Below are 23,398 nucleotides of genomic sequence, written 5' to 3'. Positions count from 1 at the left end.
CGGCGGATGCCCCGGCTGGCCGCCTCTCGGAGGAGGCGGCGGGTCGTGACTCACCGGAAGAACCTCCCGACCAGAGTGTGAATGCGAAGGATGCGGGTCTGCACGTGGTTCGCTGCGCCCCTCCGCTACGTTAACGTGTTCATCCGGCAGTGAGCGTAAACTGGCGCCACTGGGGACATTCATCGTCAGGCGAGGACAGCATGCCGAAGTCCAAGGTCCGCAAGAAGGCCGTGTACACCGCTCCGTCCGACCGTCGCACGCCCGTGAAGGTGAAGGCCGCGGGGCCGTCCCACCCGGTGTACGTGGCGGTGATGCTGGGCGTGATGCTGCTCGGCCTCGCGTGGCTCGTCGTGAACTACATCGCCGGCGAGAAGATCCCGGTCATGATGGAACTCGGTTCCTGGAACTTCGCGATCGGCTTCGCGCTGATGATCGTCGGCCTCCTCATGACGATGCGCTGGCGGTAGCCCTCACCCGTCGTGCTCACCGGCCCGGACGTCCCCACGTCCGGGCCGCTCCGCGTTCACCCCGCGTCCTCTCCCGTCCACTCGCGCGTCACCGAACCACACGCGTGCAACTCATCCCCAGTGGGGACAACTCCTGTGGACAACTTTGCGAGAAGTTGCACAAGCGCCGGTCCGGGGCTCCGGTTGTCCACAGTCCGGGGCGTCCGCGGTCGCCGGAGTGCGGGAGGATCGACGACGTGACACCGACGAACTGGTCGCCGCAGAGCGGCGCGGTGGGCACGGCGTGGGCGGGTGGCGTCGTGGCGCTGGCGCTGGCCGTGCTCGCCGAGGAGAACACCGGACGGCTGATCCTGGGCCTCGCCGCGGCACTGCTGCTGTTCCTGGCCCTGTACGGCACGATCGCGCGACCCCGCCTCGCGACCGACGACACGGGCCTCGCCGTGCGCGGTCTCACCGGCCGGCGGCACTGGCCGTGGCACGACGTGACGGTGCGCCTGGTCCACAGCCGCCGCCTCGGCCGTGACTCGCAGAGCCTGGAGCTGGACTGCCGCAGCGGTGAGGACGAGCACCTGGTCGTGCTCACCCGTCTGGACCTCGGCACGGACCCGGTCGAGGTGGCGGACGTGCTGCACGCCCTGCGCCCTTGACGACCCGGGGCGGGCCCGTCCGCGTGGACGGGCCCGCTCCGGACCGGGTGCGGCGGCCTAGCGGACGCCGATGCAGACGTGGACGCCGTCCCGGCACGGGACGACGTGCAGTCCCGCGTCGAGCAGCTGCGCGTTGCGCACGGGCACGAGCGACAGCAGCACCAGCAGCAGTGCCACGACCGCCCCCGCCTGCCAGGCGTTCCGCCGCTCGCGGGGCGCGTAGAGCAGACCCGCGGTCACCAGCGCGCCCACCACCAGCCCGCCGAGGTGCCCGAGCAGCGAGATGCCCGGCACGGTGATGCTGATGAACACGTTCAAGGCGATGATCGTCATGACCGGGCCGGGGCTGGACCTGCGCCGGAGCAGCACGACCAGCATGGCTCCCATCAGGCCGAAGATCGCTCCGGACGCGCCGGCGACGTTGCTGAACGCCGCGCCGAACACGTAGGCCGTCACACCGCCGCCGAGCAGCGACAGCAGGTAGACCGCCGAGAAGCGCACGCGGCCGAGCACCGGCTCCAGCTCACGGCCCAGCATCCACAGCGCCAGCATGTTCAGCACCAGGTGCGCGGGCCCGAAGTGCAGGAAGCCCGACGTGAGCAACCGCCAGAACTCGCCGTTCGCCACGGCGGGCGGCAGCAGGGTCCAGGTGTTGAACAGCGACGAGTCCTGGTTGTCGCCGACGCTGCCCGCCTGGGCAGCGGTGATCACGAACACGATCACGTTCAGCGCCATCAGCACCGGTGTCACCAGCGGTGTGCCGGTGACCCGGCCTCCCGCGACGGTGGTGGGACGGCGCACGGTGCGCTGCCCCTCGCGGACGCAGTCCACGCACTGGTAGCCCACCGACGCCTCGCGCAGGCAGTCCGGGCACGCCGGACGCTCGCACCTCGTGCAGCGCAGCCCGGTGGGCCGGTCGGGATGACGTGCGCAGGCCGGCAGTTCCGGCCGCGCCCCGACCGGCTCACCGGGGGGAACTGGCGAGTTGGTCAACGCGCCGCGGTCAGGCCCGCTCGATCGAGAGCTTCTCGATCACCACGTCGTTGACGGGACGGTCACCGGACGCGGTCGGCGTGGAGCCGATCGCGTCCACGACCGCGCGCGACTCCTGGTCGGCGACCTCGCCGAAGATCGTGTGCTTGAAGTTCAGCCACGTCGTCGGCGCCACCGTGATGAAGAACTGCGAGCCGTTGGTGTTCGGGCCCGCGTTCGCCATCGCCAGCAGGTAGGGCTTGTTGAACTGGAGTTCCGGGTGGAACTCGTCGGCGAAGCGGTAGCCGGGGCCACCGCGGCCGGTGCCCGTGGGGTCACCCGCCTGGAGCATGAAGCCGTCGATGACGCGGTGGAAGATGGACCCGTCGTAGAACGGACCGCTCTGCTCGCCCCTGGCGTTGGGTTCGGAGTACTCCTTGGTCCCCTCGGCCAGACCGACGAAGTTCGCCACCGTCTTGGGAGCGTGGTCGGGGAAGAGGTTCACGCGGATGTCGCCCTGCGAGGTGTGCAGAGTCGCCGTCACCTTGGTCCCGACGAAGGATTCGTTGCTGTCAGCCACCCCACCATCGTGCCACTACCGGCCCGGATGTTCGGGGAGGGGCAGTACGGGGTACAGGAGAGGACATGACTGACCGGCAGCTTTCGGAGCACAGGATGGACGAGGTAGAGGTCATGACCCGAGCGGGGGAGTCGGTGGGAAAGGCGGTGGGCACAGGACTTCGCGCCGCCAGAATCCAGGCTGTTCGCGCAGGTCAGGTCAGTGCCGATGCTGCGGCCCAGGTCGCTGCGCGCGCGGAGCACAAGCTCGCGGAGCGCGGCGTGACCGCTGACTCCGTGCGCAGCGTGCTCGCCGAGCGCGCCGACCTCCTCGCCGGGAAGGCCGAGGAGTTCGAGAAGTCGACCCGCAAGTCGCGCAAGAAGCTCGCGAAGCAGCGCAAGCAGTTCGCCAAGAAGACCACTGCCACGCGTGCCGACCTGCTCAGCAGGGCCGAGGAGGTCCGCAAGGAGGTCGGCAGGAGCGCGCAGCTGACCCGCAAGCAGGCCAAGGGCAGGGCCAAGGAGCTCCGCAAGGCCGCGAAGAAGGCCCGCAAGGACTTCGCCAGCTCCGTCGAGCCGCAGCAGCCCCGCCGCTGGCCGTGGGTGCTCGGTCTCCTGGTGGCCGGTGTCGTCGCCGGTTACGTGGCGCTCACGCGTCGCCCGGAGGAGATCCACCTGCACGACGAGGACGCGCCCACCACTCCGGCGACCGCCGACGTGGTCGTCGTGGCCGAGGACGAGGTCGTCGAGGTGGTCGACGTCCAGGAGAGCCAGGGCGCGCGCAACGGCCAGGTGACGGACCGCCAGATCTGAGCCCGGCGTGCCGGGTCGGCGGCGCCGCGGTGCGATGCGCACCGCGGCGCTGTGGCGTGCCCGAACAGCGGTGCGCCGGTGATCACAGCCCCAGGTTGGTGATCGCCTCCTCGGCGATCTGCTTGGGCTTGACGGTCTGCTTCTGGTTGCTCGTGACGACCACGGCGGAGCCGCCCTTCGCGACCGCGTAGACCGCGCCCGCACCGGTGGCCAGCGAACCGCCCTCCCACCCGGCCGGCGCCTTCGCGGGGTTCGAGTCGGCGATCGGCGCGGCCTCGTCCACGACGGACTTCGCCACCGCGGCCTCGCCCTCGTACACGCGCACGGTGAGCTGGACCTCCGTGGCGCTGGCGTAGAAGAAGCACGTCGGCGTGGGTTCGTCCGCCGACAGCCGCACCTTCGGCACGAGCTGGCCGTTCTTCTCCGCGACGAACCCGGTGTCGAGGTAGGGACAGGGCCCGTCGGCGACGGGTTCCGGAGCCGGGGGCGGACCCTCCGGTGCCCGGCTGGTGGACTGCTCTGCTCTGGGGGTGGCCTGCGGGGCCGACTGGGCTTCGGTTCCGGTCGAGCCGCATGCGGCGACGACACCGAGCAACAGCAGGGACGGCAGGACTCGTGAGACGCGAATCATGGCGCGGACAGTCAACCAGAAGATCCATAGGCAATCGACAGCGTCACGACGCGATCGCGCACCGTGACCACGGCTAACTTGTCCTCACCGCACCCCCCCTGCACAGTGAGGACGAAAGACATGGACTTCTTGGACCGCGGCCGTGACCACGTGCTCGCCCTGTTCCGCGTCGTCGTGGGCGGCCTGTTCGTGATCCACGGCGTGAAGACGCTCTTCGGCGTCCTGGGCGCCAAGGCGGCCGTTCCGTTCACCACCTGGCCCAGCGGCTGGGCCGCGGTGATCCAGGTCGTCTGCGGTGGGCTGGTCGTCCTGGGCCTGGGCACGCGCGGAGCGGCGCTCCTGGCGTCGGGCTCCATGGCGTACGCCTACTTCGTGGTGCACCAGCCGCAGGGCCTGCTGCCGATCGAGAACGGCGGCGAGACCTCGACGCTGTTCGCCTGGGCGTTCGTGCTGATCGCGTTCACCGGCCCCGGCGTGTGGGCGCTCGACAACGTCGTCGCCGCTCGCCGGACCGAGACGCGGGTGCCTCAGCCCGCCTGACCGGCCGGGCCGGGCGAGCACGCCGACGACGACGTCAGGCGTTGCCGCCGAGCAGGAAGTACCAGGCCGCGACGGCACCACCGGCGATCAGCAGCAGGAGCACGAGCACGAGGATCAGCACGAGCTTCCCCCTGCCGCCGCTCCGCTGCTGGTCGTGCGGGTGCTGCGCCTGCTGGAGCTGGTGATCGCGGATGATCGAGATCGGGCCGGTCTGCGGCCCGTCGGCGTCGACCGGGCGCAGCGTGCCGGGGCGCGTCCCGTTGCCGGCGTGCTGCTGCGGCTCGTCGGGCTTCTCCACGACGTCGGCCACGATGACGGTCACGTTGTCCGGGCCGCCGCCCTCCAGCGCCAGCTCGATGAGCCGGTCGGCGCACGCCTGGCGGTCCGGGGTGCGGATGACCTCGCTCAGCATCTCGGGCGCGACGACGCCGGACAGGCCGTCGGAGCACAGCAGGTACCTGTCCCCCGCCCTCGCCTCGCGGATCGTCAGCTTCGGCTCGACCTCGTACCCGGTGAGCGCCTTGATCAGCAGCGACCGCTGCGGGTGGACCGCCGCCTCGTCCTGCGTGATGCGCCCCTCGTCCACGAGCGACTGCACGAACGAGTCGTCGTGGGTGATCTGGGAGAACGTGCCGCCCCGCAGCAGGTAGACGCGCGAGTCGCCGATGTGCACCAGGCCGATGCGGCTGCCGGTGAACAGGACGGCCGACAGCGTCGTGCCCATGCCGTCGAGCTCGGGGTCGATGTCCACCAGGTCGGCGATGGCGCCGTTGCCCGCGCGCGTCGCGTCGCGCAGCTGGTCGAGGAGGTCCTCGCCCGGCTCGTTCTCGTCGAGGAGCGCGAGCGCGGCGATGACGACCTTGCTCGCGACCTCACCACCCGCGTAGCCGCCCATGCCGTCGGCGACCGCGAGGAGGTACTGACCCGCGTACGCGGAGTCCTGGTTGTTGGAGCGGACCAGACCTCGGTCGCTGCGCGCCGCGTAGTTGAGGACGAGAGTCATGAGCGAAGCCCGGTCACCCTTTTGCCAGTCGGATCGGGACACCACGTGGCCCGGGCCGCCCACCCTAGCCTGATCACCTGATGTGGTGATACCGGGCCGCGACGCACGACGCGAAACCGAAACACGGGAGCGGGGCCGCACCGCGGCGCCGGATCGGACGTCCGACCAGGCGCTCAGACCACCGGGCCGCCCGTGTTGCGAATCATCCGCAGGAGCACCCTCAGGGCGGTGACGTAGTCGGTGTCGTCGATGCCCTCGTGGATGCGATCGCGGATCACCGGAGCGTGCTTCTTGAGGCCGGCACGGGCTTCGTCCCCCGCCTCGGTGATCCACAACCGTGTCTCGCCGTCACGCGTGAGCCAGCCCCGCTCCACCAGAACCTCCGCCTCCGCCTCCAGGTCGTCCTCGGGCCTGAGGTAGGTGCTCATCGCCCGCTGGAGCTCGGGGACGGTCATGCCCCGGCCGTCGGGCGAGATGTCGTTCACCGACAGGTTGCGGAGCAGCCAGTACTGGGGCTGGGTGAAGCCGAGCTCGGCCTGCTGAGCCCGGGTGAAGGCGATGAGGGCCTCGTGGGCCACGCCGGTCCAGTACGCGGCGGGCTGGACCGCGAGTTCGGCGTCGGAGAGGTGCTGACTGATCATGTGAGCCGCCTTCGGTGAGAGATCACTGACCAGGAGACCGTAAGAACTCCACCGAGGTCGAGGTCAAGAGCGCCGACCGTGCCACGAACATCACACCCGACGACGCCGCGAACGCCGGATGGGCGGAGACCGGTGATCGGTCTCCGCCCATCCGGCGTTCGTGCGTGCAGTTCTCCGGTGGAGACGAGGGGAATCGAACCCCTAACCCCCGCCTTGCAAAGGCGGTGCTCTGCCAATTGAGCTACGTCCCCGTCACGGGGCGGCAGAACCGCCCGCGCGAATTCAGCTGGTGGGAGCGGTGGCCTCGCGCCACAGGTCGGCCTCGGCCTTGGCCGAGCGGTTGCGCTTGACGAACAGCAGCGCCGCACCGGCGACCACAGCGAGCACCAGAAGCTTCTTCACAGTTCGTCCCCTTCAAAAAGACCAACCAGAGACCCCGTCCACCCTAGCCGAGAACCAGGCCACCAGCGGCTCGAACACAACACCAGAGGTGCAAGGAGCCAGGTGAACCATCAGCCAGCCAGCCACGAGAAGTGAAGCCGAGCGAAGCGAAGGCGGCCACCGCAGGGGGTCCAGGGGGCTTGCCCCCTGGCGGGGGTTTGGGGGTTCGACCCCCAGTGTGACGGCGATCGGTGGAGGTCCGCGCTTTCTGCGGACAGACCTCCACCACACCGATCGTGGGCCTAGCTGGACTCGAACCAGCGACCTCTTCGTTATCAGCGAAGCGCTCTAACCGTCTGAGCTATAGGCCCTCGGGGCAACGCCGAAAGGTTACCGCATCCCTCGACGCTGCCCCAAATCGGGTCACTCGCGCTCGGAGAGCGTGAGCTCCAAGCCGCCCGCGAGGTCCGCGGACACGTTGTAGACGAACGCGCTCACCGTCGCCAGAGCGGTGAACAGCACGATGTTGACCGCGCCAATGACGGCGGCGACACCGAACACGCGACCCGCGCTGATCAGCGGGTCACCCGTCGGCTCGTCGCCCTGGAGCAGGTCGTTCGCCGTGCTGTTGATCTTGTCCCACACGCCCATGCCGTTGAGCACGCCGTACAGCACGCCCACCGCCACCAGCCAGACGAAGAACAGCGCGACGCTCAGCACCAGCGCCAGCTTCAGCACCGACCACGGGTCGATCCGCTTGACCTGGAGGCTCGCCCTGCGCGGTCCCCTGCCGGGACGCCGCGAGTTCGACGGCGCCGCGCCGGGACGCGCCGCGGACTGCCCCAGGTTGACCGACGTGCGGTTGCTCCCGGTCTGCGGCTCCGCGCCGGGGATCACCGGCCGGGCCACCGCGATCGTGTCCGGGTCCTGCGCCGGGTACGTCGGCACCCGCGTCTCGACGGTGTGCTGATCGCTCTGCGCCACCGGGGGCGCGTCCCCGTCCGGCGTCGCCGTCTGCTGCGCGTCGTTCGGAACGCGCTGCCACGGCGGCGGAGGCATGTCGACGGTCTCGGCGCGGTCCGCCGTCACGTCCCGCGCGGCGTCGGCGGGCTGCGACGGCGGCACGGGCTCGGGACTGCTCGTGCCCCTGGCGTCGGCGCCGGCGGGTTCGGCGGGCGGCTGCGCGGGAACGGCACCGGTTCCGGCGCGCGCCTCCTCAGCGGCCTTCGTCGACTCCGCGTCGGCGCCGGTCGGCCGTGTGATCACCGCGGTCTTTTCCGCGTCCCGACCTTCTCGGTTGTCCGGTGAAGTCACGAGCAGTCCTCAACCTCTCGTCCGCTGTCAGTTGGCCGGCTCGGCCGGTTCCACACCGTCGGAGACGTCGACCGGCTCGTCCGCGTTGCGCGCGACAGCGATCAGGGTCGTTCCCTCGCCCAGGTTCATCAGGCGAACTCCCTTCGTCTGCCGGCCCGCCTTGCGCACTTCCCTGGCACTGGTCCGGATGACCCCGCCGGTGGACGTGATCGCGTACAGCTCGTCCTCGACGTCAACGATGAGCGCTCCGACAAGCCTCCCACGCCGACGGTCGTGCTGGATCGTGAGCACGCCCTTTCCGCCCCGCCCCTGGACCGGGTAGTCCTCGAGCGGAGTGCGCTTGGCATACCCGCCGTCCGTCGCGACCAAAACAAAACGACCCTCCTGGACGACACCCATTGACAGCAGTTCGTCACCGGAGTTGAAACGCATCCCCAGCACGCCGGAGGTGGCCCGGCCCATCGGCCGCAACGCCTCGTCGCTCGCGTGGAACCTGATCGACTGACCGTCCGCCGAGACCAGCAGCAGATCGTCGTCCGAGGAGCACAGCACGGCTCCGACCAGCTCGTCCGTGTCCCGCAGGTTGATGCCGATCAGGCCGCCCGAGCGGTTGGAGTCGAAGTCGGTCAGCTTCGACTTCTTCACCAGACCCGACTTCGTGGCCAGCACCAGGTACGGCGCCACCTCGTAGTTCTTGATCTGGATGACCTGGGCGATCTCCTCGTCCGGCTGGAACGCGAGCAGGTTCGCCACGTGCTGACCGCGCGCGTTGCGGTTCGCCTCGGGGAGTTCGTAGGCCTTCGCGCGGTAGACCCTGCCCTTGTTCGTGAAGAACAGGATCCAGTCGTGCGTCGAGCACACGAAGAAGTGGGCAACGATGTCGTCCTGTTTGAGCGCCGCTCCCTGCACGCCCTTGCCGCCGCGCTTCTGCGAGCGGTACAGGTCCGTCTTCGTGCGCTTGGCGTAGCCCGTGCGTGTGATCGTGACCACGACGTCCTCGACCGCGATCAGGTCTTCCATCGACACGTCGCCGTCGAACGCGATGATCTTCGTGCGGCGGTCGTCGCCGTGCTTGTCCACGATCGCCCGCAGCTCGTCGCGGATGATCGTCCGCTGACGCTCCGGCTTCGCCAGGATGTCCTGGAGGTCGGCGATCTCCAGCTCGATCTCGGCCAGCTGGTCGATGATCTTCTGACGCTCCAGGGCCGCCAGGCGGCGCAGCTGCATCTCCAGGACCGCGTTCGCCTGGATCTCGTCGACCGACAGCAGCTCCATCAGACCGGACCGCGCCACGTCGGGCGTCGGCGACCGGCGGATCAGCGCGATGACCTCGTCCAGCGCGTCGAGCGCCTTGACCAGGCCGCGCAGGACGTGAGCCCGCTCCTCCGCCTTGCGCAACCGGAACCTGGTGCGCCGGACGATGACCTCGACCTGGTGCTTGATGTAGTGCCGGATCACCTGGTCGATGCGCAGGGTGCGCGGCACCCCGTCGACCAGAGCCAGCATGTTCACGCCGAACGAGTACTGGAGCTGGGTGTGCTTGTAGAGGTTGTTCAGCACGACCTTCGGCACCGAGTCGCGCTTGAGCGTGATCACGATGCGCATCCCGCGACGGCTGTTCGACTCGTCGGCGATGTTCGCGATGCCGTGCAGCTTCTGCTCGCGCACCAGCGAGGCGATGTTCTCGACCAGGTTGTCCGGGTTCACCTGGAACGGCAGCTCCGTGACGATCAGGACGACGCGTCCCTTGGAGTCCTCGTCCATGTCGACCACGGCGCGCATCTTCACCGAGCCGCGGCCCGTGCGGTACGCGTCCTCGATGCCGGCCGTGCCGAGGATCAGGCCGCTGGTCGGGAAGTCCGGGCCCTTGATCCGCTGGATCATCGCCTCCAGCGTGTCCTCCTCGGAGGCCTCCCAGTTCTCCAGCGCCCACACCACGCCGTCCGCCACCTCGCGCAGGTTGTGCGGCGGGATGTTGGTCGCCATGCCGACCGCGATGCCCGAACTGCCGTTGATCAGCAGGTTCGGCACGCGCGACGGCAGGACCACCGGCTCCTGGATGCGACCGTCGTAGTTGTCGCGGAAGTCGACGGTCTCTTCCTCGATGTCCGCCAGCATGTGCATCGCCAGCGGCGTGAGGCGGCACTCCGTGTACCTCATCGCGGCGGCCGGGTCGTTGCCCTGGGAGCCGAAGTTGCCCTGGCCGTCGATCAGCGGGTAGCGCATCGACCAGGGCTGGGCCAGCCGCACGAGCGCGTCGTAGATCGACGAGTCGCCGTGCGGGTGGTAGTTGCCCATCACGTCGCCGACCACGCGGGCGCACTTGTTGTAGCCGCGCTCCGGGCGGAAGCCGGAGTCGAACATCGAGTACAGGATGCGGACGTGCACGGGCTTGAGCCCGTCGCGGGCGTCGGGCAGCGCTCGGCCGACGATGACGCTCATCGCGTAGTCGATGTAGGAGCGCTGCATCTCGTGCTGGATGTCGACCGGCTCGGTGCGGTCGTGCTCCGGGGGCAGGGTCGTCTCGGTCACGGTTCTTCTTTCCTCTTCGCCAGCCGTGCTCTACCTGGAGTGGTTCGCGCCCGGATCACACGTCCAGGAAGCGGACGTCCTTGGCGTTGCGGGTGATGAACGAGCGGCGGGCCTCGACGTCCTCGCCCATGAGCACGCTGAACAGCTCGTCGGCGGTGGCCGCGTCGTCCATGGTGACCTGGAGGAGGACCCGGTTCGCGGGGTCCATGGTGGTGTCCCACAGCTCCTCGGCGTTCATCTCGCCGAGGCCCTTGTAGCGCTGGATGTTGTCGTCGCGGCCGAGCTTCTTGCCGTTCGCGAGCCCCTGCTCGATCAGGCCGTCGCGCTCGCGGTCGCTGTAGGCGTACTCCGGGTCCGTGCGCTGCCACTTGATCTTGTAGAGCGGCGGCTGCGCGATGTAGACGTGGCCGTGCTCGATCAGGGGGCGCATGAAGCGGAACAGCAGGGTGAGCAGCAGCGTGCGGATGTGCTGACCGTCGACGTCGGCGTCCGCCATGATGATGATCTTGTGGTAGCGGATCTTCGTCACGTCGAACTCGTCGTGGATGCCGGTGCCGAGAGCGGTGATCATGCTCTGCACCTCGGTGTTCTTCAGCACGCGGTCGATGCGCGCCTTCTCCACGTTGATGATCTTGCCGCGGATCGGCAGGATCGCCTGGAACATCGAGTCCCGGCCCTCCTTGGCCGAACCGCCGGCGGAGTCGCCCTCGACGACGTAGAGCTCGCACTCCTCGGGGTTCGTGGAGCGGCAGTCCTTGAGCTTGCCGGGCAGGCCGCCGATGTCCAGGGCTCCCTTGCGGCGGACCAGCTCGCGCGCCTTGCGGGCGGCCATCCGGGCCTGCGCCGAGGAGACGGCCTTGGTGACGATGGCCCTGGCCTCGTTCGGGTGGCGCTCGAACCAGTCGGCGAGGTGCTCGTTGGTCGACTTCTGCACGAAGGACTTGGCCTCGGAGTTGCCGAGCTTCGTCTTCGTCTGCCCCTCGAACTGCGGCTCCTTGAGCTTGACCGAGATGATCGCGGCCAGGCCCTCGCGGATGTCGTCGCCGGTGAGGTTGGTGTCCTTCTCCTTGAGCAGCTTCTTGTCGCGCGCGTACTCGTTGACCACCCTGGTCAGCGCCGCGCGGAAGCCCTCCTCGTGCGTGCCGCCCTCGTGCGTGTTGATCGTGTTCGCGAAGGTGTAGACCGACGGCGTGTAGCCGGTGTTCCACTGCATCGCGATCTCGACCTCGAGGCCGTCGCCCTTGACCTCGAACCCGACGACCTTCTGGTGCACGGCCTCGCGGGTGTGGTTGATGTGCCGGACGAAGTCCTCCAGCCCACCCGGGTAGTGGTAGACGCGCTCCTTGACGGCGGCCACCCGCCCCTCGGCGTCGGCCTCGGTGTCGGCCTCGGCGACCCGCTCGTCGCGCAGGACGATGGTCAGCCCCTTGTTCAGGAACGCCATCTCCTGGAGCCGCCGCGCGATCGTCTCGATCGTGTAGTCGGTGGTCTCGAAGATCGTCGGGTCGGCCCAGAACGTGATCGTGGTGCCGGTCTCGGTGCTCGGCGCGCCCTTGACGAGGTCGTGGGCGGGCTTGCTGTGCTCGTAGGTCTGGTTCCACGTGAAACCGTCGCGCTTGATCTCCACGTCGACGCGGCTCGACAGCGCGTTCACCACGGAGATGCCGACGCCGTGCAGACCGCCGGACACCGCGTAGGAGTCGCTGTCGAACTTACCGCCCGCGTGGAGCTTGGTGAGCACGACCTCCAGGGTCGGCACGCCCTCGACCGGGTGGATGTCCACGGGGATGCCGCGGCCGTCGTCGATCACGCGGACGCCACCGTCGGCGAGCAGGGTGACGTCGACCGTCGTCGCGTGTCCCGCCATCGCCTCGTCGACCGAGTTGTCGACGACCTCCCAGATCAGGTGGTGCAGTCCGCGCTCGCCGGTGGAACCGATGTACATGCCGGGCCGCTTGCGCACCGCCTCCAGACCTTCGAGGACGGTGATCGACGACGCGCCGTATTCGTTCTTCTTGGCTGCCACGGGGCTGGTGTCTCCTCGGACTGAAGCGACTGGTGGTGCTGAGGGGGCTGAACTCGGGGGATGCCCGCTCTCACGCCTGTCCACAGTCTACTGGGAGGGACCGACAGAAACGCGCCGAGGACACCTCTGGTTTGCTCACAGAGGCCCTGGGCGAGGGGCGGGCGAGTCCGGCAGGCCGCTGCGGGGGTTGAAATCCGCAGGTTGGCGCTCATCGGGCGACAGGATCGCCGCTGCGCGCCGGACGGGGGTCAGCCGTAGGTGTCGCGCGGACCGCGCCCCGGAACGTGCCTGGGGCCGTACCGCCAGCTCGGCGCAGCCGGACCCTGCACCTTCAGCCTCTTCACGACGCCGTCGCCCACCCCGGCCGCGATGCGCACCAGGAGCTGCCGCTGGAGCAGGCGCAACTGGGTCGCCCACGCCGTCGACTCGGCCTGGACGGTCAGCTCGCCGTCACTGAGAGCGATCGGCTTGGCGTGCTCGGCGACCTCCTCGCCGACCAGCTTCGCCCACCGGCCGAAGACCTGGCCACCCGCCAGCCGCTCCGCCCAGCCGCGGTCGGCGGCGAGCCGCGAGGCCAGCCTGCCCAGCGGCTGCGGGTCGCGGTCGTCCGGCCCCGCGCCGGACCACGAGCGCCTGCGGCGGCGCACCGGGCCTCCCCCGACGCGCCGTCCCGGCTGCCTGCCGCGGGACTTCGCGGAGGCGCGCGCCGCCTCCAGGGCGGCTCTCGCGAGGTCCGACCCGGTCAGGGGCTGTGGGTCCTTGTTGCTGTCAGTCGGGGAGGAACCACTCGACAGTGGGACGCCAGAAGACGAAATGTCCGATTTTTGGGCCGGTTGTTGTCGTGCAGTGACGGAGTTATCCACACCATCCACAGGGTTGTCCCCAGATGTGGGTACTTTGCTCCCGGACGGGCCCAGTGGTTGTGGGGAGAGGGGGCGTTCGTCAGACACGTCGCACCTCTCCGCCGTGCACCTCGAAACGGGCACCGGACAACTCCTCGGGAACGTCCTCCGCGACCGCGGCCGTGATGAGGACCTGCTCGGCCCCCGAGGCGACCTTCGCGAGCTGCGCGCGCCGCCGCCGGTCGAGTTCGGCGAACACGTCGTCCAGCACGAGCACCGGTTCCGTGCCGTCGGCGCGCAGCAGTTCGTACGCCCCGAGGCGCAGCGCCAGCGCGAACGACCACGACTCTCCGTGACTGGCGTAGCCCTTCGCCGGCAGCTCACCCAGCGCGAGGTCGAGGTCGTCGCGGTGCGGTCCGACGAGCGACACGCCCCGCTCCAGCTCCTGCGGACGCACCCGGTTCAGCTCGGCCAGCAGCGCGTCCTCCAGCACCTCCCGGTCGGCGCGGGGGCCACCGGGCACGCCGACGCCCTCGGGCTGCGAACCGCCCAGCGTCGAGCGGTAGAGCACCCGCGCCGGACGCGACTCGGGCGCCACCTCCGCGTACGCCGCCGCGATGTGCGGCGCGAGGTCCGCGACCAGGTCGAGACGACCCGCGAGCAGCTCGGCGCCGTGCGCGGCGAGGTGCCCGTCCCACACGTCCAGCGTGCTCAGGTCGGCCGGCCGGCCGCCGCGCCGCGCCGCGCCCGCGCTCTTCAGCAGAGCGCCGCGCTGCTTGAGCACGCGCTCGTAGTCGCTGCGCACACCCGCGTAGCGCGGGGCGCGGGACGTGAGCACCTCGTCGAGGAACCGCCGCCGCTCACCGGGGTCGCCCCGCACGAGGGCCAGGTCCTCCGGCGCGAACAGCACCGTGCGCAGGACCCCCAGCACGTCGCGCGGACGCGGCACGGGGCCGCGGTTGATCCGCGCCCGGTTCGCCCGCCCCGGCGTGATCTCCAGCTCGACGAGCAGCTCGCGCCCCTCGTTGACCACGGCGGTGCGCACGACCGCGCGCGGACAGCCCTGCCGGACGAGGGGGGCGTCCGTGGCCACCCGGTGCGAACCGAGGGTGGCCACGTAGCCGATCGCCTCGACCAGGTTCGTCTTGCCCTGGCCGTTCTGCCCGACGAGCACGGTCACCCCCGGCTCCAGCACCAGGTCGGCGTGCTCCCACGAGCGGAAGTCGCTGACCTGGAGGTGCCGGACGTACACGGTCGGTGTCAGCCCTGGGTGCTGCCGGCACCCGACGACGGACCCGCGGTCAGCACCGCGTGGCCGCCGAACTGGTTGCGCAGCGCCGCGACGGCACGCATCGCCGGGGAGTCCTCCTGGCGGGAGGCGAACCGGGCGAACAGCGCGGCGGAGATCACCGGCGCGGGCACCGCGTGGTTGATCGCCTCCTCGACGGTCCACCGGCCCTCGCCGGAGTCCTCGACGTAACCGCGCAGGTCGTCCAGCTCCGGGTCGGAGTCCAGCGCGCGCACCAGCAGGTCGAGCAGCCACGAGCGCACGACCGTGCCCCGCTGCCACGCCTTGATCGTCGACGGCACGTCGGTGACCAGCTCGGACGCGTCGAGCAGCTCGAAGCCCTCGGCGTAGGCCTGCATCAGGCCGTACTCGATGCCGTTGTGCACCATCTTCGCGAAGTGGCCCGCACCCGCCGGTCCGGCGTGCGCGAAGCCCTCCTCGCGCGGCCCGTCCGGGCGCAGCGCGTCGAAGATCGGCATGGCGCGCTCGACCATCTCGGGCTCACCGCCGACCATGAGGCCGTAGCCGTTCTCCAGGCCCCACACGCCGCCGGACACGCCGACGTCGAGGTAGCCGATGCCCCTGCCGCCGAGCAGCTCCGCGTTGACCTTGTCGTCGGTGTAGCGCGAGTTGCCGCCGTCGATCACGAGGTCGCCCTCGGAGAGGACGTCCGCCAGTTCGGCGATGGTCTGCCTGGTGATCTCACCGGCGGGAACCATCACCCAGACCACGCGCGGGGCTTGCAGCGCGCCGACGAGGTCGGCGAGCGACGCCACGTCCGTGACCTCGGGATTGCGGTCGTAACCGATGACCTCGTGGCCGGCGCGGCGAATCCGCTCGCGCATGTTGAAGCCCATCTTGCCGAGGCCGACGAGTCCGAGCTGCACGTCTTGCTCCCTGTTCACTTGGGTGGATCAGCCTGGAAGGCGCACGGGCATCAGCAGGTAGATGTAACCGGGCGCCACGTTGCCATCTTCGTCCACCGGCTTGAGCAGCGCCGGGCGGCTGGGTGTGGTGAAGGACAAGTGCGCGCGGGGGGTGCGCACGGCGCTCACGCCCTCCAGCAGGTAGGTGGGGTTGAACGCGATCGTCACCGGCTCGCCGGTGTACTCGACGCGCAGCTCCTCCTCGGCGCTGCCCTCGTCGTCGCCGCCGGCGGACAGCCGCAGGCCGCCCTCGACGAACTCCAGCCTGACCTGGGTGCCGCGCTCGGCGACCAGCGACACGCGCTTGACCGCCTGGACGAGCGGGTCCACGTCGATGATCGCCGCGGAGGAGTGCTCGCTGGGCAGGAGCTGGCGGTACTTCGGGAAGTCGGCGTCGAGCAGCCGGGTCGTCGTGCGGCGACCGGCGCCGGACAGACCCAGGAGTCCGTCGTTGGCGGCGAGCGACAGCTCGACCCTGCCGCCGGAGACGCCGAGCGTCTTGGCCGCGTCGGCGAGCGTCTTGGCCGGGACGAGCACCGCGGTCTCGTCCAGGGCCTCGTTCGGCTCCCACGGGAACTCGCGCATCGCCAGCCGGAAGCGGTCGGTGGCGACGAGGGTCAGCTTGCCGCCGCCGATCTCGACGCGGACGCCGGTCAGCATCGGCAGCGTGTCGTCCTTGCCCGCCGCGACGGCGACCTGCGACACGGCCTCGCCGAACACCTCGCCGGCCAGCTCGCCCACGAGCTGCGGCATGACCGGGAGCTGCGGGTAGTCCTCGACCGGCATCGTCGGGAGGCTGAAGCGCGCGCTGCCGCAGCTGATCGTCATGCGGGAGCCGTCGACGGAGATCTCGACGGGGTGGTTCGGCAGCGCCTTGGTGATGTCGGCGAGCAGCCGGCCGGACACGAGGGTGCGGCCGCCGTCGGCGATCGTCGCCGGGACGCCGACCGTGGCGGACACCTCGTAGTCGAAGCCCGAGACGGTGAGCGCGTCACCCGGCTCGCCGTCCGGTGACCCGGCGTCGAGCAGCACGCCACCGAGCACCGGGACGGGCGGCCGGGACGGCAGGCTGCGCGCGACCCAGGCGACGGCGTCGGCCAGGCCGTCGCGCTCGACGCGGATCTTCATGAGGCGTCCTTCCTCGGATTCGGCACGACCGACCGCAGGAGGGTCGGGTCACCGCGACGTGCGTCGGGAGTTGGTGGGAGCCGCCAGGGCGGATCGGGTCCGCCGCAGAGGATCGGCGACCGACCTGACGATCGGCCTGCCCCCCGGTGCGGTCGCTCAACCGTAGAGCGTCGAGGCCCTCCGCGTCATCCGGGTCGTCGTTCCTCCCCGCTCCTCCCGAGCCGCTGCGAGGCGAGGTGTCCCCGGGTTCGGCAACCCCCTGTTTTTCTTTTGTTCTTCTCTTCAAGAGATCGAACAGCAGTAGTAGTAAGCGTTGTGGATTGTGTGGACAACCCTCTTCTTCGCAGCTCAGGACCCCTGCGACCATGTGGACGGACCCGGGGTGCCACCCGGGGACAGATCGGCGTGCCCGGGGACAACTCCGCGGATCGTCCGAACGGTCCACAGGAGAGGCCGGTTGTCCCCGGGTGCATCCCCGGGTGTGGAGCCAGTTGTACCCGGGTGCTGCACAGGCTGATCGTGGCCCGGATCTCGCCCGATCGGGACTTTTCTGCGGCGGCGCGCGGCGCGTCCCGGCCGCCGGGTCAGAAAAATTCCGGCGCGCACGGGGGTGGCGGAGCCTCCGGCGGAACCCGGCCGGCGCTCCCCGCGAGCGGCGGGCCGACCGTCCTGGACGCGGGTGCGGCGGGCGGAGGGGCCGGGGGATTTCTGGGCGTGCCGCCGGTGCGGTCCCGAGGCGCCCGGTGAGCCGGTCGCGCGGTGCGGGCGGGAGGTCCGGACGTGCGACGGGCCCGCGACGGCTGCTGCCGCGGCGGGCCCGGTGACGGGGAGGATCAGGGCGCGTGACGGGCGCGCTGCTTGATGCGCGAGGTCAGCTCCTGCACCTGGTCGTAGATGCGACGGCGCTCCGCCATCTCCTTGCGGATCTTCTTGTCCGCGTGCATGACGGTCGTGTGGTCGCGGCCGCCGAACGTCTGCCCGATCTTCGGCAGCGACAGGTCGGTCAGCTCGCGGCACAGGTACATGGAGATCTGCCTGGCCTGGGCCAGCGCCTTCGTCTTGCCCGGCCCGCACAGGTCGTCCATCGAGACGCTGAAGAACTCGGCCGTGACGGCCATGATCGTCGGCGCGGTGATCTCGGGGGCGTGCGAGTCGGGGATCAGGTCGCGCAGCACTATTTCGGCGAGCTGCACGTCGACCGGCTGCCGGTTGAGCGACGCGAACGCCGTGACCCGGATCAGCGCGCCCTCCAGCTCGCGGATGTTGCGCTCGATCCGAGCCGCGATGAACTCCAGGACCTCCGCCGGGGCGGCGAGCCGGTCCTGCGCCGCCTTCTTGCGGAGGATCGCGATGCGCGTCTCCAGCTCCGGCGGCTGGATGTCGGTGATCAGGCCCCACTCGAACCGCGTGCGCAGCCGGTCCTCCAGGGTCTCCAGCCGCTTGGGCGGGCGGTCCGAGGACACGACGATCTGCTTGTTCGAGTTGTGGAGGGTGTTGAACGTGTGGAAGAACTCCTCCTGCGTCCCCTCCTTGCCCTCCAGGAACTGGATGTCGTCGACGAGCAGCACGTCGATGTCCCGGTAGCGGCGCTGGAAGGCGACCTTGCGGTCGTCGCGCAGCGAGTTGATGAAGTCGTTCGTGAACTCCTCGGTCGACACGTACCGCACGCGCATGCCGGGGAACAGCCGCTGGGCGTAGTGGCCGACGGCGTGCAGCAGGTGCGTCTTGCCCAGCCCGGACTCGCCCCAGATGAACAGCGGGTTGTACGCGCGGGCCGGGGCCTCGGCGACCGCGACCGCGGCGGCGTGGGCGAAGCGGTTGGACGCGCCGATGACGAACGTGTCGAAGTTGTACTTCTCGTTCAGCCGCGTCTGCGACGTCGGGGGGTTCGCCGGCCTGGTGAACGGCGTGCCGCTCGTCGGGGCCTGGCCGTTGAACGTGGGCCAGATCTCGTGGACGGTGGCGAGCGCCTCGCGCTCCTCGTCGACCTCGTCGCCGTCGGAGTCGGTCTCGCCCTCCTCGCCGGGCTGCTCGGCGCCGACGTGCGAGGGCGGTCCGGGCGGCACGGTCCCGACGAGGCCGGGGGGCATCGGCACGCTCATGCCACCGCCGCCCACGGGGCCGCCCATCCCGTTCATCGAGCCCAGCCCGGCGATGCCGCCCATGCCGAGCGGCGGCTGGCTGATGCCGTTGCCGCCGGGGATGCCGGGCGCGACGGGGATCGGGGTCGTGGGCGGCGGGGCGAGCGGCTCGGGCGAGTCGACCTTCACGGCCAGGGACACGGCGCGGCCGAGCCGCCGGGACAGCGCGGCGGTGATCGGCTCGCGCAGCGCGCGCTCGATCGCCTCCTTCGCGAAGTCGCTCGGCGCGGCCAGCAGCGCGGTGCCGTCGAGCAGGCCGATCGGCCGGGTGACCCGCATCCAGGCCCGCTGTTGCGGCGAGAGGGTGCTGGCGGCCAGTTCCTGCACCACCTGCTCCCACACGAGACCCAGGTCGACCTGGTGGTCGGACACCTCCGCGCTCCCCTCCCCTCGACGAATCCCCACTAGTGGGGCACCCTCGCCAGTCGGTCACGACTGCACGGCGTGGACACGGAGGATAGAGGTATCCACAGAGTTATCCACAACTGTGCACGAAGGTGTGCCGGAGACAGCGGTCCCCCCGTTGCTCCCTGGCTCTCGCGGAAGTCGGGCGGAAGTCGGTCGGCACCTGCTCCGAGCCGCTCTCCCTCGGCGACTCCTCCGCACTCACCCCGGTGCCCGCGAGGGGTGCACGCTAACAAGGCGGGCGACGCGCCACAAGGAGCCGATCGTCGGGCGATCCGGAACGGGGAACGTGTCCGCTGGTCGACCCCGATTTGAACAGCGGTGGTCGGCTTGCGTACCCTCGGTGGAGTCTCCCGCTAGTCACGGGCGCGTTTGGCGTGCCTGTGCTGCGATCGTCCTGCGACCGAAGCTGGGCGGCGCCGATCCTCGGCTAGGGGACACCACAGACCTGCTTGGTAGTCAGCACCGGGAGATCCGACCGTGAGCAAGGGTAAGCGCACCTTCCAGCCCAACAACCGCCGCCGCGCCAAGACGCACGGGTTCCGGCTGCGCATGCGCACCCGTGCCGGCCGCGCCATCCTCGCCGCGCGGCGCAGCAAGGGCCGCGACCGCCTGTCCGCCTGACGACCGCAGCGCCGTGCTACCTGCGGCCGCCCGGCTCACGCGCAGCCAGGACTTCGGCCTGGTCGTCCGCCGAGGCAGACGCGCAGGCCGGCCCCGGTTGGTCGTGCACGCTCTGACGTCCCCGCACGGGGACGCGGGAGCGCGGTCAACCCCCGACGGCGCGTCAGCGGAGAACACCACCTCCACGGCCGGGCCCACCTTGGACACCTCCAAGGTGGGCTTCGTCGTGAGCAAGGCCGTCGGCAACTCGGTGGTCCGCCACCGGGTCAGCCGTCGGCTGCGGCACGTCGTCCGCGATCGGCTGGCCGTCCTGCCCGAGGGCACCTCGCTCGTCGTGCGGGCGCTCCCCGCGGCCGCCGGCGCCACGAGCGACGAACTGGCCCGCGACTTCGACGCGGCGCTGCGACGGCTGCTGCCGTCTTCGCGGTTCGCTGGTGACCGATGAGCCGCGTCTCCGCGAGCGGTGCCGGACCGGTGGCGCGCCTGCTGGTCCTGCCGATCCGCGTCTACCAGCGGTTCATCTCCCCCCTGCTGCCTCCGAGCTGTCGCTTCTACCCGAGTTGCAGCGCCTACGCGGTGGAAGCTCTGACCGTCCACGGTGCGCTGCGCGGCTCCTGGCTGACCATTCGCCGGCTCGCCCGCTGCGGACCCTGGCACCCTGGAGGCCTGGACCCCGTTCCTCCGCGGCGACAACGCCCGGAACCGGTCCCCGACCAATCCGCCGAGGAGTAGCTCCGTGCTCAACTTCATCTACTACCCGGTGTCCTTCATCCTCTGGTGTTGGCACTGGGTGTTCGGCCACGTCTTCGGCGAGTCCAGCGGGTTCGCGTGGGCGCTGTCCGTGATCTTCCTGGTCTTCACGCTGCGTGCGCTGCTCTTCAAGCCGTTCGTCGGCCAGGTGCGGTCGATGCGCAAGATGCAGGAGTTCGCCCCCGAGCTCCAGAAGATCAAGAAGAAGTACGGCAACGACCGGCAGCGCCAGGCGCAGGAGATGCAGAAGCTCCAGTCCGAGCACGGGGTCAACCCGCTCGGCGGCTGCCTGCCCATGCTCGTGCAGATCCCGGTGTTCATCGGTCTGTTCCACGTGCTGCGCTCGTTCCGGCCCGGCTGGGGCGAGGTCTACTTCTTCGACGCCAAGGGCGTGGAGTCGTTCGTCAACGCCAAGCTGTTCGGCGCGAACCTGTCGACGTTCATCACGATGCCCGCCGACCAGCTCGCGCAGTTCGGCACCCAGCGCTACGCGGTGGTCCTCGTCGCGGTGCCGCTGATGATCGTCGCCAGCATCGCGACGCACTTCACGGCGCGGCACTCCGTGGCCCGGCAGACGCAGGCGGCCACGGACAACCCGCAGACCGCGATCATGAACAAGCTGACCCTCTACATCTTCCCGCTCGGCGTGCTCGTCGGTGGCTTCTTCTTCCCCATCGCGATCCTGATGTACTGGCTGAGCAACAACGCCTGGACGCTCGGCCAGCAGCACTTCGTCTACCGCAGGATCGACCGCGAGGAGGAGGAGAAGAAGGTCGTGGCGACCACCCAGCGCCAGGCCCTCGCTCCGAAGCCCGGCGCGAAGCCGCAGCAGAAGAAGCGCCCCGCGAACTCGACCGGCTCCGTTCCGGCGTCCGACGCTCCCGCCGAGACCACCGAGTCCCCGGTGGACGACGGCACGGTCACGCCGAAGACCGCGCCGAAGACAGCGACGAACGGCGCCAAGCCGTCGACCCAAGTCCCCGGTCTGAGCCCAGACCGATCCCCTGGCAAGAAGCCGGGCAACAAGAAGCGTCGTTGACCGGGCGCTCTGCCCCGGAGAGGAGACATCGTGTCGGAGACGTTGCAGGCCGCCGAGACCGACGTGGAGGACGCCGTGGAGGACGCCGCGGACGACACCACCGAGGACACCGGGGCGCGCGGTCGCTCTGGCAGCTCCGAGGACCTGCTCGTCCAGGAGGGCGACATCGCGGGTGACTACCTGGAGCGGCTGCTCGACCTGCTCGACTACGACGGCGACATCGACCTCGACGTCGAGGCGGGCCGCGCGATCGTCAGCATCGACGGCGGTGAGGACCTGGACAAGCTCGTCGGCCAGCGCGGCACCGTGCTGGAGTCGTTGCAGGAGCTGACCCGTCTCGCGGTGCAGCAGGAGACCGGCGTGCGCAGCCGCCTCATGCTCGACATCGCCCAGTGGAGGGCCGGTCGCAGGGCCGAGCTCGCCGACCTCGGCCGGGCCAGCGCGGAGAAGGCGCTCTCGTCCGGCGAGCGGGTGCGACTGCACCCGATGACGCCGTTCGAGCGCAAGGTCGTGCACGACGCGGTCGCGACCGTCGACGGCGTGCAGAGCGAGAGCGAGGGCGAGGAGCCCCAGCGTCGAGTGGTGATCTTCGCTCGGGCCTGACCCCGCTCGACCGTTCCACCCACCGCCCCCGTTTCACGTGAAACGGGGGCGGTGCTCGTCGTCGGGGGTCTTTCCGGCGACGCCCGCCGCGAGGCCGGTGCCACCGATCGCGCTGAGCGTGGGGCGCGCGGTTCGCCCTCTTGTTCCACGTGAAACGCGCGACCTGTTTGGCGTGTCGCGGTGATGATCCGTCATGATGGTCGGCGGCAGTCGTCGTGAGCGGTTCGACGCTCGCACCCGCCCACCACTCACCCACCGGTCGCTCGCGAAGCGCCGCGTGGTTTCACGTGAAACGCCACGGACGGAGAACATGGCCGGATCGATGGAAGACCAGGCGAAGCTGGTCTTCGGTGACCACGTGGAGGGCGCGCACGCGTTCGCCGCGATGCTCGCGGAGCACGGGGTCGAGCGCGGACTGATCGGTCCCCGCGAGGTCGAGCGCCTCTGGGAACGTCATCTGCTCAATTCCGCGGTCATCGCGGAGTTGCTTCCACCGGGAAGCCGGGTGGTCGACGTAGGCTCCGGTGCGGGGTTGCCGGGCATACCGCTGGCGATCGCCCGGCCGGACCTCGAACTCACCCTCCTCGAACCGATGGCACGCCGCGTGGCGTGGCTGGAGGAGGTGGCGGAGAGGCTCGACCTGTCGATCACCGTGCTGCGCGGACGGGCGGAGGAGCCCGCGATCCGGGCGCGGTTGGCCGACAGCGACGTCGTGACCGCACGGGCGGTGGCCCCGTTGGAACGGCTCGCTCGGTGGTGCCTGCCGCTGCTGCGACCGGGCGGGCAGCTGGTCGCTCTCAAGGGCGAGAGCGCCCTGGAGGAACTGGAGCGAGACGCGGACGCGGTGCGCCGGGCCGGTGGCGGTCGTCAGCGCGTCGTGTCCTGTGGTGACGAGGTCCTGGACATCCCCACGACCGTCGTGCTCGTCGAGCGTGACGAGAACAGCGGTCGACGGGACGGTGGGCGGCGCAGAAGGAAGGATCGGTGAGCGTGTATCCGGATCCCGTGACTCGGCCCGGCAACGAGTTCTTGCAGCCCCTCTTCCACGAGGCGGTTGATGTTCCACGTGAAACCGCGCCGGACGCGGTCGGTGCCGGTGAGGCGCTCCGCTCGACGTCCAGCAGCAA

The 23,398-nt window shown here is 70.2% G+C and carries 22 protein-coding genes, 2 tRNA genes and 2 pseudogenes; 10 read left to right on the top strand and 16 right to left on the bottom strand.

The genetic code is table 11. The annotated features are described in order from the left end of the window. The first annotated feature begins 200 nt into the window (after nt 1–200). Together crgA and IMZ35_RS09550 are read left to right on the top strand one after the other, a co-directional pair. On the top strand, nt 201–467 hold the full coding sequence (gene crgA, locus IMZ35_RS09555) for a cell division protein CrgA (RefSeq protein ID WP_199440618.1): 267 nt from the start codon (nt 201–203) through the stop codon (nt 465–467). Between the two features lie 236 nt (nt 468–703). Next, entirely contained in the window at nt 704–1,114 is a 411-nt protein-coding gene (locus IMZ35_RS09550) for a PH domain-containing protein (RefSeq protein WP_307867888.1), read from the top strand. Between the two features lie 57 nt (nt 1,115–1,171). On the opposite strand, the gene IMZ35_RS09545 is transcribed toward IMZ35_RS09550, so the two are convergent. Both IMZ35_RS09545 and IMZ35_RS09540 read right to left on the bottom strand, forming a co-directional pair. Then, nucleotides 1,172–2,107 (bottom strand): rhomboid family intramembrane serine protease, encoded by a 936-nt coding sequence (locus IMZ35_RS09545; protein WP_199440617.1) that lies wholly within the window; start codon nt 2,105–2,107, stop codon nt 1,172–1,174. 10 nt (nt 2,108–2,117) lie between these two features. Then, the gene (locus IMZ35_RS09540; RefSeq protein ID WP_199440616.1) at nt 2,118–2,666 is read right to left on the bottom strand and encodes a peptidylprolyl isomerase; all 549 of its coding nucleotides are present in this window, start codon (nt 2,664–2,666) and stop codon (nt 2,118–2,120) included. A 260-nt stretch (nt 2,667–2,926) separates the two neighbouring features. Between IMZ35_RS09540 and IMZ35_RS09535 the strand changes: the two genes are divergently transcribed. After that, the gene (locus tag IMZ35_RS09535) at nt 2,927–3,457 is read left to right on the top strand and encodes a hypothetical protein (protein WP_199440615.1); all 531 of its coding nucleotides are present in this window, start codon (nt 2,927–2,929) and stop codon (nt 3,455–3,457) included. An 82-nt stretch (nt 3,458–3,539) separates the two neighbouring features. Here IMZ35_RS09535 and IMZ35_RS09530 read toward each other — a convergent pair whose 3' ends face one another. Then, on the bottom strand, nt 3,540–4,088 hold the full coding sequence (locus tag IMZ35_RS09530) for a DUF2020 domain-containing protein (protein WP_199440614.1): 549 nt from the start codon (nt 4,086–4,088) through the stop codon (nt 3,540–3,542). A gap of 120 nt (nt 4,089–4,208) precedes the next feature. On the opposite strand from IMZ35_RS09530, the gene IMZ35_RS09525 reads away from it, so the two are divergent. Then, the gene (locus IMZ35_RS09525; protein ID WP_199440613.1) at nt 4,209–4,628 is read left to right on the top strand and encodes a DoxX family protein; all 420 of its coding nucleotides are present in this window, start codon (nt 4,209–4,211) and stop codon (nt 4,626–4,628) included. Between the two features lie 292 nt (nt 4,629–4,920). Here IMZ35_RS09525 and IMZ35_RS09520 read toward each other — a convergent pair. The 13 genes and pseudogenes from IMZ35_RS09520 to dnaA all read right to left on the bottom strand — a co-directional run. Beyond that, nucleotides 4,921–5,631, bottom strand: a pseudogene (locus IMZ35_RS09520) (PP2C family protein-serine/threonine phosphatase); the annotation flags it as partial. 173 nt (nt 5,632–5,804) lie between these two features. After that, nucleotides 5,805–6,272: a winged helix DNA-binding protein gene (locus tag IMZ35_RS09515; RefSeq protein WP_199440611.1), complete on the bottom strand. Its 468-nt coding sequence runs from the start codon at nt 6,270–6,272 to the stop codon at nt 5,805–5,807. A 178-nt stretch (nt 6,273–6,450) separates the two neighbouring features. Then, a tRNA-Ala gene (locus IMZ35_RS09510) sits at nt 6,451–6,523 on the bottom strand. Between the two features lie 37 nt (nt 6,524–6,560). Continuing rightward, nucleotides 6,561–6,674 (bottom strand): annotated as a pseudogene (locus IMZ35_RS30535) (DLW-39 family protein); the annotation flags it as partial. A 276-nt stretch (nt 6,675–6,950) separates the two neighbouring features. Next, a tRNA-Ile gene (locus tag IMZ35_RS09505) sits at nt 6,951–7,024 on the bottom strand. Between the two features lie 52 nt (nt 7,025–7,076). Then, nucleotides 7,077–7,712: a DUF3566 domain-containing protein gene (locus tag IMZ35_RS09500; RefSeq protein WP_199440997.1), complete on the bottom strand. Its 636-nt coding sequence runs from the start codon at nt 7,710–7,712 to the stop codon at nt 7,077–7,079. 282 nt (nt 7,713–7,994) lie between these two features. Then, nucleotides 7,995–10,499 carry a DNA gyrase subunit A gene (gene gyrA, locus IMZ35_RS09495; RefSeq protein WP_199440610.1) on the bottom strand — a complete coding sequence of 835 codons (2,505 nt, stop codon included), beginning with the start codon at nt 10,497–10,499 and terminating at the stop codon, nt 7,995–7,997. Nucleotides 10,500–10,554: 55 nt separating this feature from the next. After that, the gene (gene gyrB / locus IMZ35_RS09490; protein ID WP_199440609.1) at nt 10,555–12,525 is read right to left on the bottom strand and encodes a DNA topoisomerase (ATP-hydrolyzing) subunit B; all 1,971 of its coding nucleotides are present in this window, start codon (nt 12,523–12,525) and stop codon (nt 10,555–10,557) included. A gap of 248 nt (nt 12,526–12,773) precedes the next feature. Further along, the gene (locus IMZ35_RS09485) at nt 12,774–13,271 is read right to left on the bottom strand and encodes a DciA family protein (RefSeq protein ID WP_307867954.1); all 498 of its coding nucleotides are present in this window, start codon (nt 13,269–13,271) and stop codon (nt 12,774–12,776) included. 196 nt (nt 13,272–13,467) lie between these two features. Beyond that, nucleotides 13,468–14,619, bottom strand: coding sequence for a DNA replication/repair protein RecF (gene recF / locus IMZ35_RS09480; protein WP_199440608.1), 1,152 nt, complete (start codon nt 14,617–14,619; stop codon nt 13,468–13,470). Nucleotides 14,620–14,627: 8 nt separating this feature from the next. After that, nucleotides 14,628–15,542, bottom strand: coding sequence for a phosphogluconate dehydrogenase (NAD(+)-dependent, decarboxylating) (gene gnd, locus IMZ35_RS09475; RefSeq protein WP_199440607.1), 915 nt, complete (start codon nt 15,540–15,542; stop codon nt 14,628–14,630). A gap of 27 nt (nt 15,543–15,569) precedes the next feature. Then, nucleotides 15,570–16,709: a DNA polymerase III subunit beta gene (gene dnaN, locus IMZ35_RS09470; protein ID WP_199440606.1), complete on the bottom strand. Its 1,140-nt coding sequence runs from the start codon at nt 16,707–16,709 to the stop codon at nt 15,570–15,572. Nucleotides 16,710–17,542: 833 nt separating this feature from the next. Then, nucleotides 17,543–19,222, bottom strand: coding sequence for a chromosomal replication initiator protein DnaA (gene dnaA, locus IMZ35_RS09465; RefSeq protein ID WP_199440605.1), 1,680 nt, complete (start codon nt 19,220–19,222; stop codon nt 17,543–17,545). A 513-nt stretch (nt 19,223–19,735) separates the two neighbouring features. On the opposite strand from dnaA, the gene rpmH reads away from it, so the two are divergent. From rpmH to rsmG, 6 genes are all read left to right on the top strand, one after another. Next, on the top strand, nt 19,736–19,879 hold the full coding sequence (rpmH, locus tag IMZ35_RS09460; RefSeq protein WP_199440604.1) for a 50S ribosomal protein L34: 144 nt from the start codon (nt 19,736–19,738) through the stop codon (nt 19,877–19,879). A gap of 13 nt (nt 19,880–19,892) precedes the next feature. Next, entirely contained in the window at nt 19,893–20,324 is a 432-nt protein-coding gene (gene rnpA, locus IMZ35_RS09455; protein ID WP_199440603.1) for a ribonuclease P protein component, read from the top strand. Next, on the top strand, nt 20,321–20,611 hold the full coding sequence (gene yidD, locus IMZ35_RS09450) for a membrane protein insertion efficiency factor YidD (protein WP_199440602.1): 291 nt from the start codon (nt 20,321–20,323) through the stop codon (nt 20,609–20,611). The genes rnpA and yidD overlap by 4 nt, the downstream gene beginning before the upstream one ends. 4 nt (nt 20,612–20,615) lie before the next feature. After that, entirely contained in the window at nt 20,616–21,668 is a 1,053-nt protein-coding gene (yidC, locus tag IMZ35_RS09445) for a membrane protein insertase YidC (RefSeq protein ID WP_199440601.1), read from the top strand. Between the two features lie 30 nt (nt 21,669–21,698). Beyond that, nucleotides 21,699–22,271, top strand: coding sequence for a Jag family protein (locus IMZ35_RS09440; protein ID WP_199440600.1), 573 nt, complete (start codon nt 21,699–21,701; stop codon nt 22,269–22,271). 310 nt (nt 22,272–22,581) lie between these two features. Next, the gene (gene rsmG / locus IMZ35_RS09435) at nt 22,582–23,259 is read left to right on the top strand and encodes a 16S rRNA (guanine(527)-N(7))-methyltransferase RsmG (protein WP_199440599.1); all 678 of its coding nucleotides are present in this window, start codon (nt 22,582–22,584) and stop codon (nt 23,257–23,259) included. Nucleotides 23,260–23,398 lie beyond the last annotated feature (139 nt).

Origin of the sequence: Umezawaea beigongshangensis, from assembly GCF_016464305.1 — a bacterium.
Classification (GTDB): domain Bacteria; phylum Actinomycetota; class Actinomycetes; order Mycobacteriales; family Pseudonocardiaceae; genus Umezawaea_A; species Umezawaea_A beigongshangensis.
This window is presented reverse-complemented; position numbering and strand designations above follow the sequence as displayed.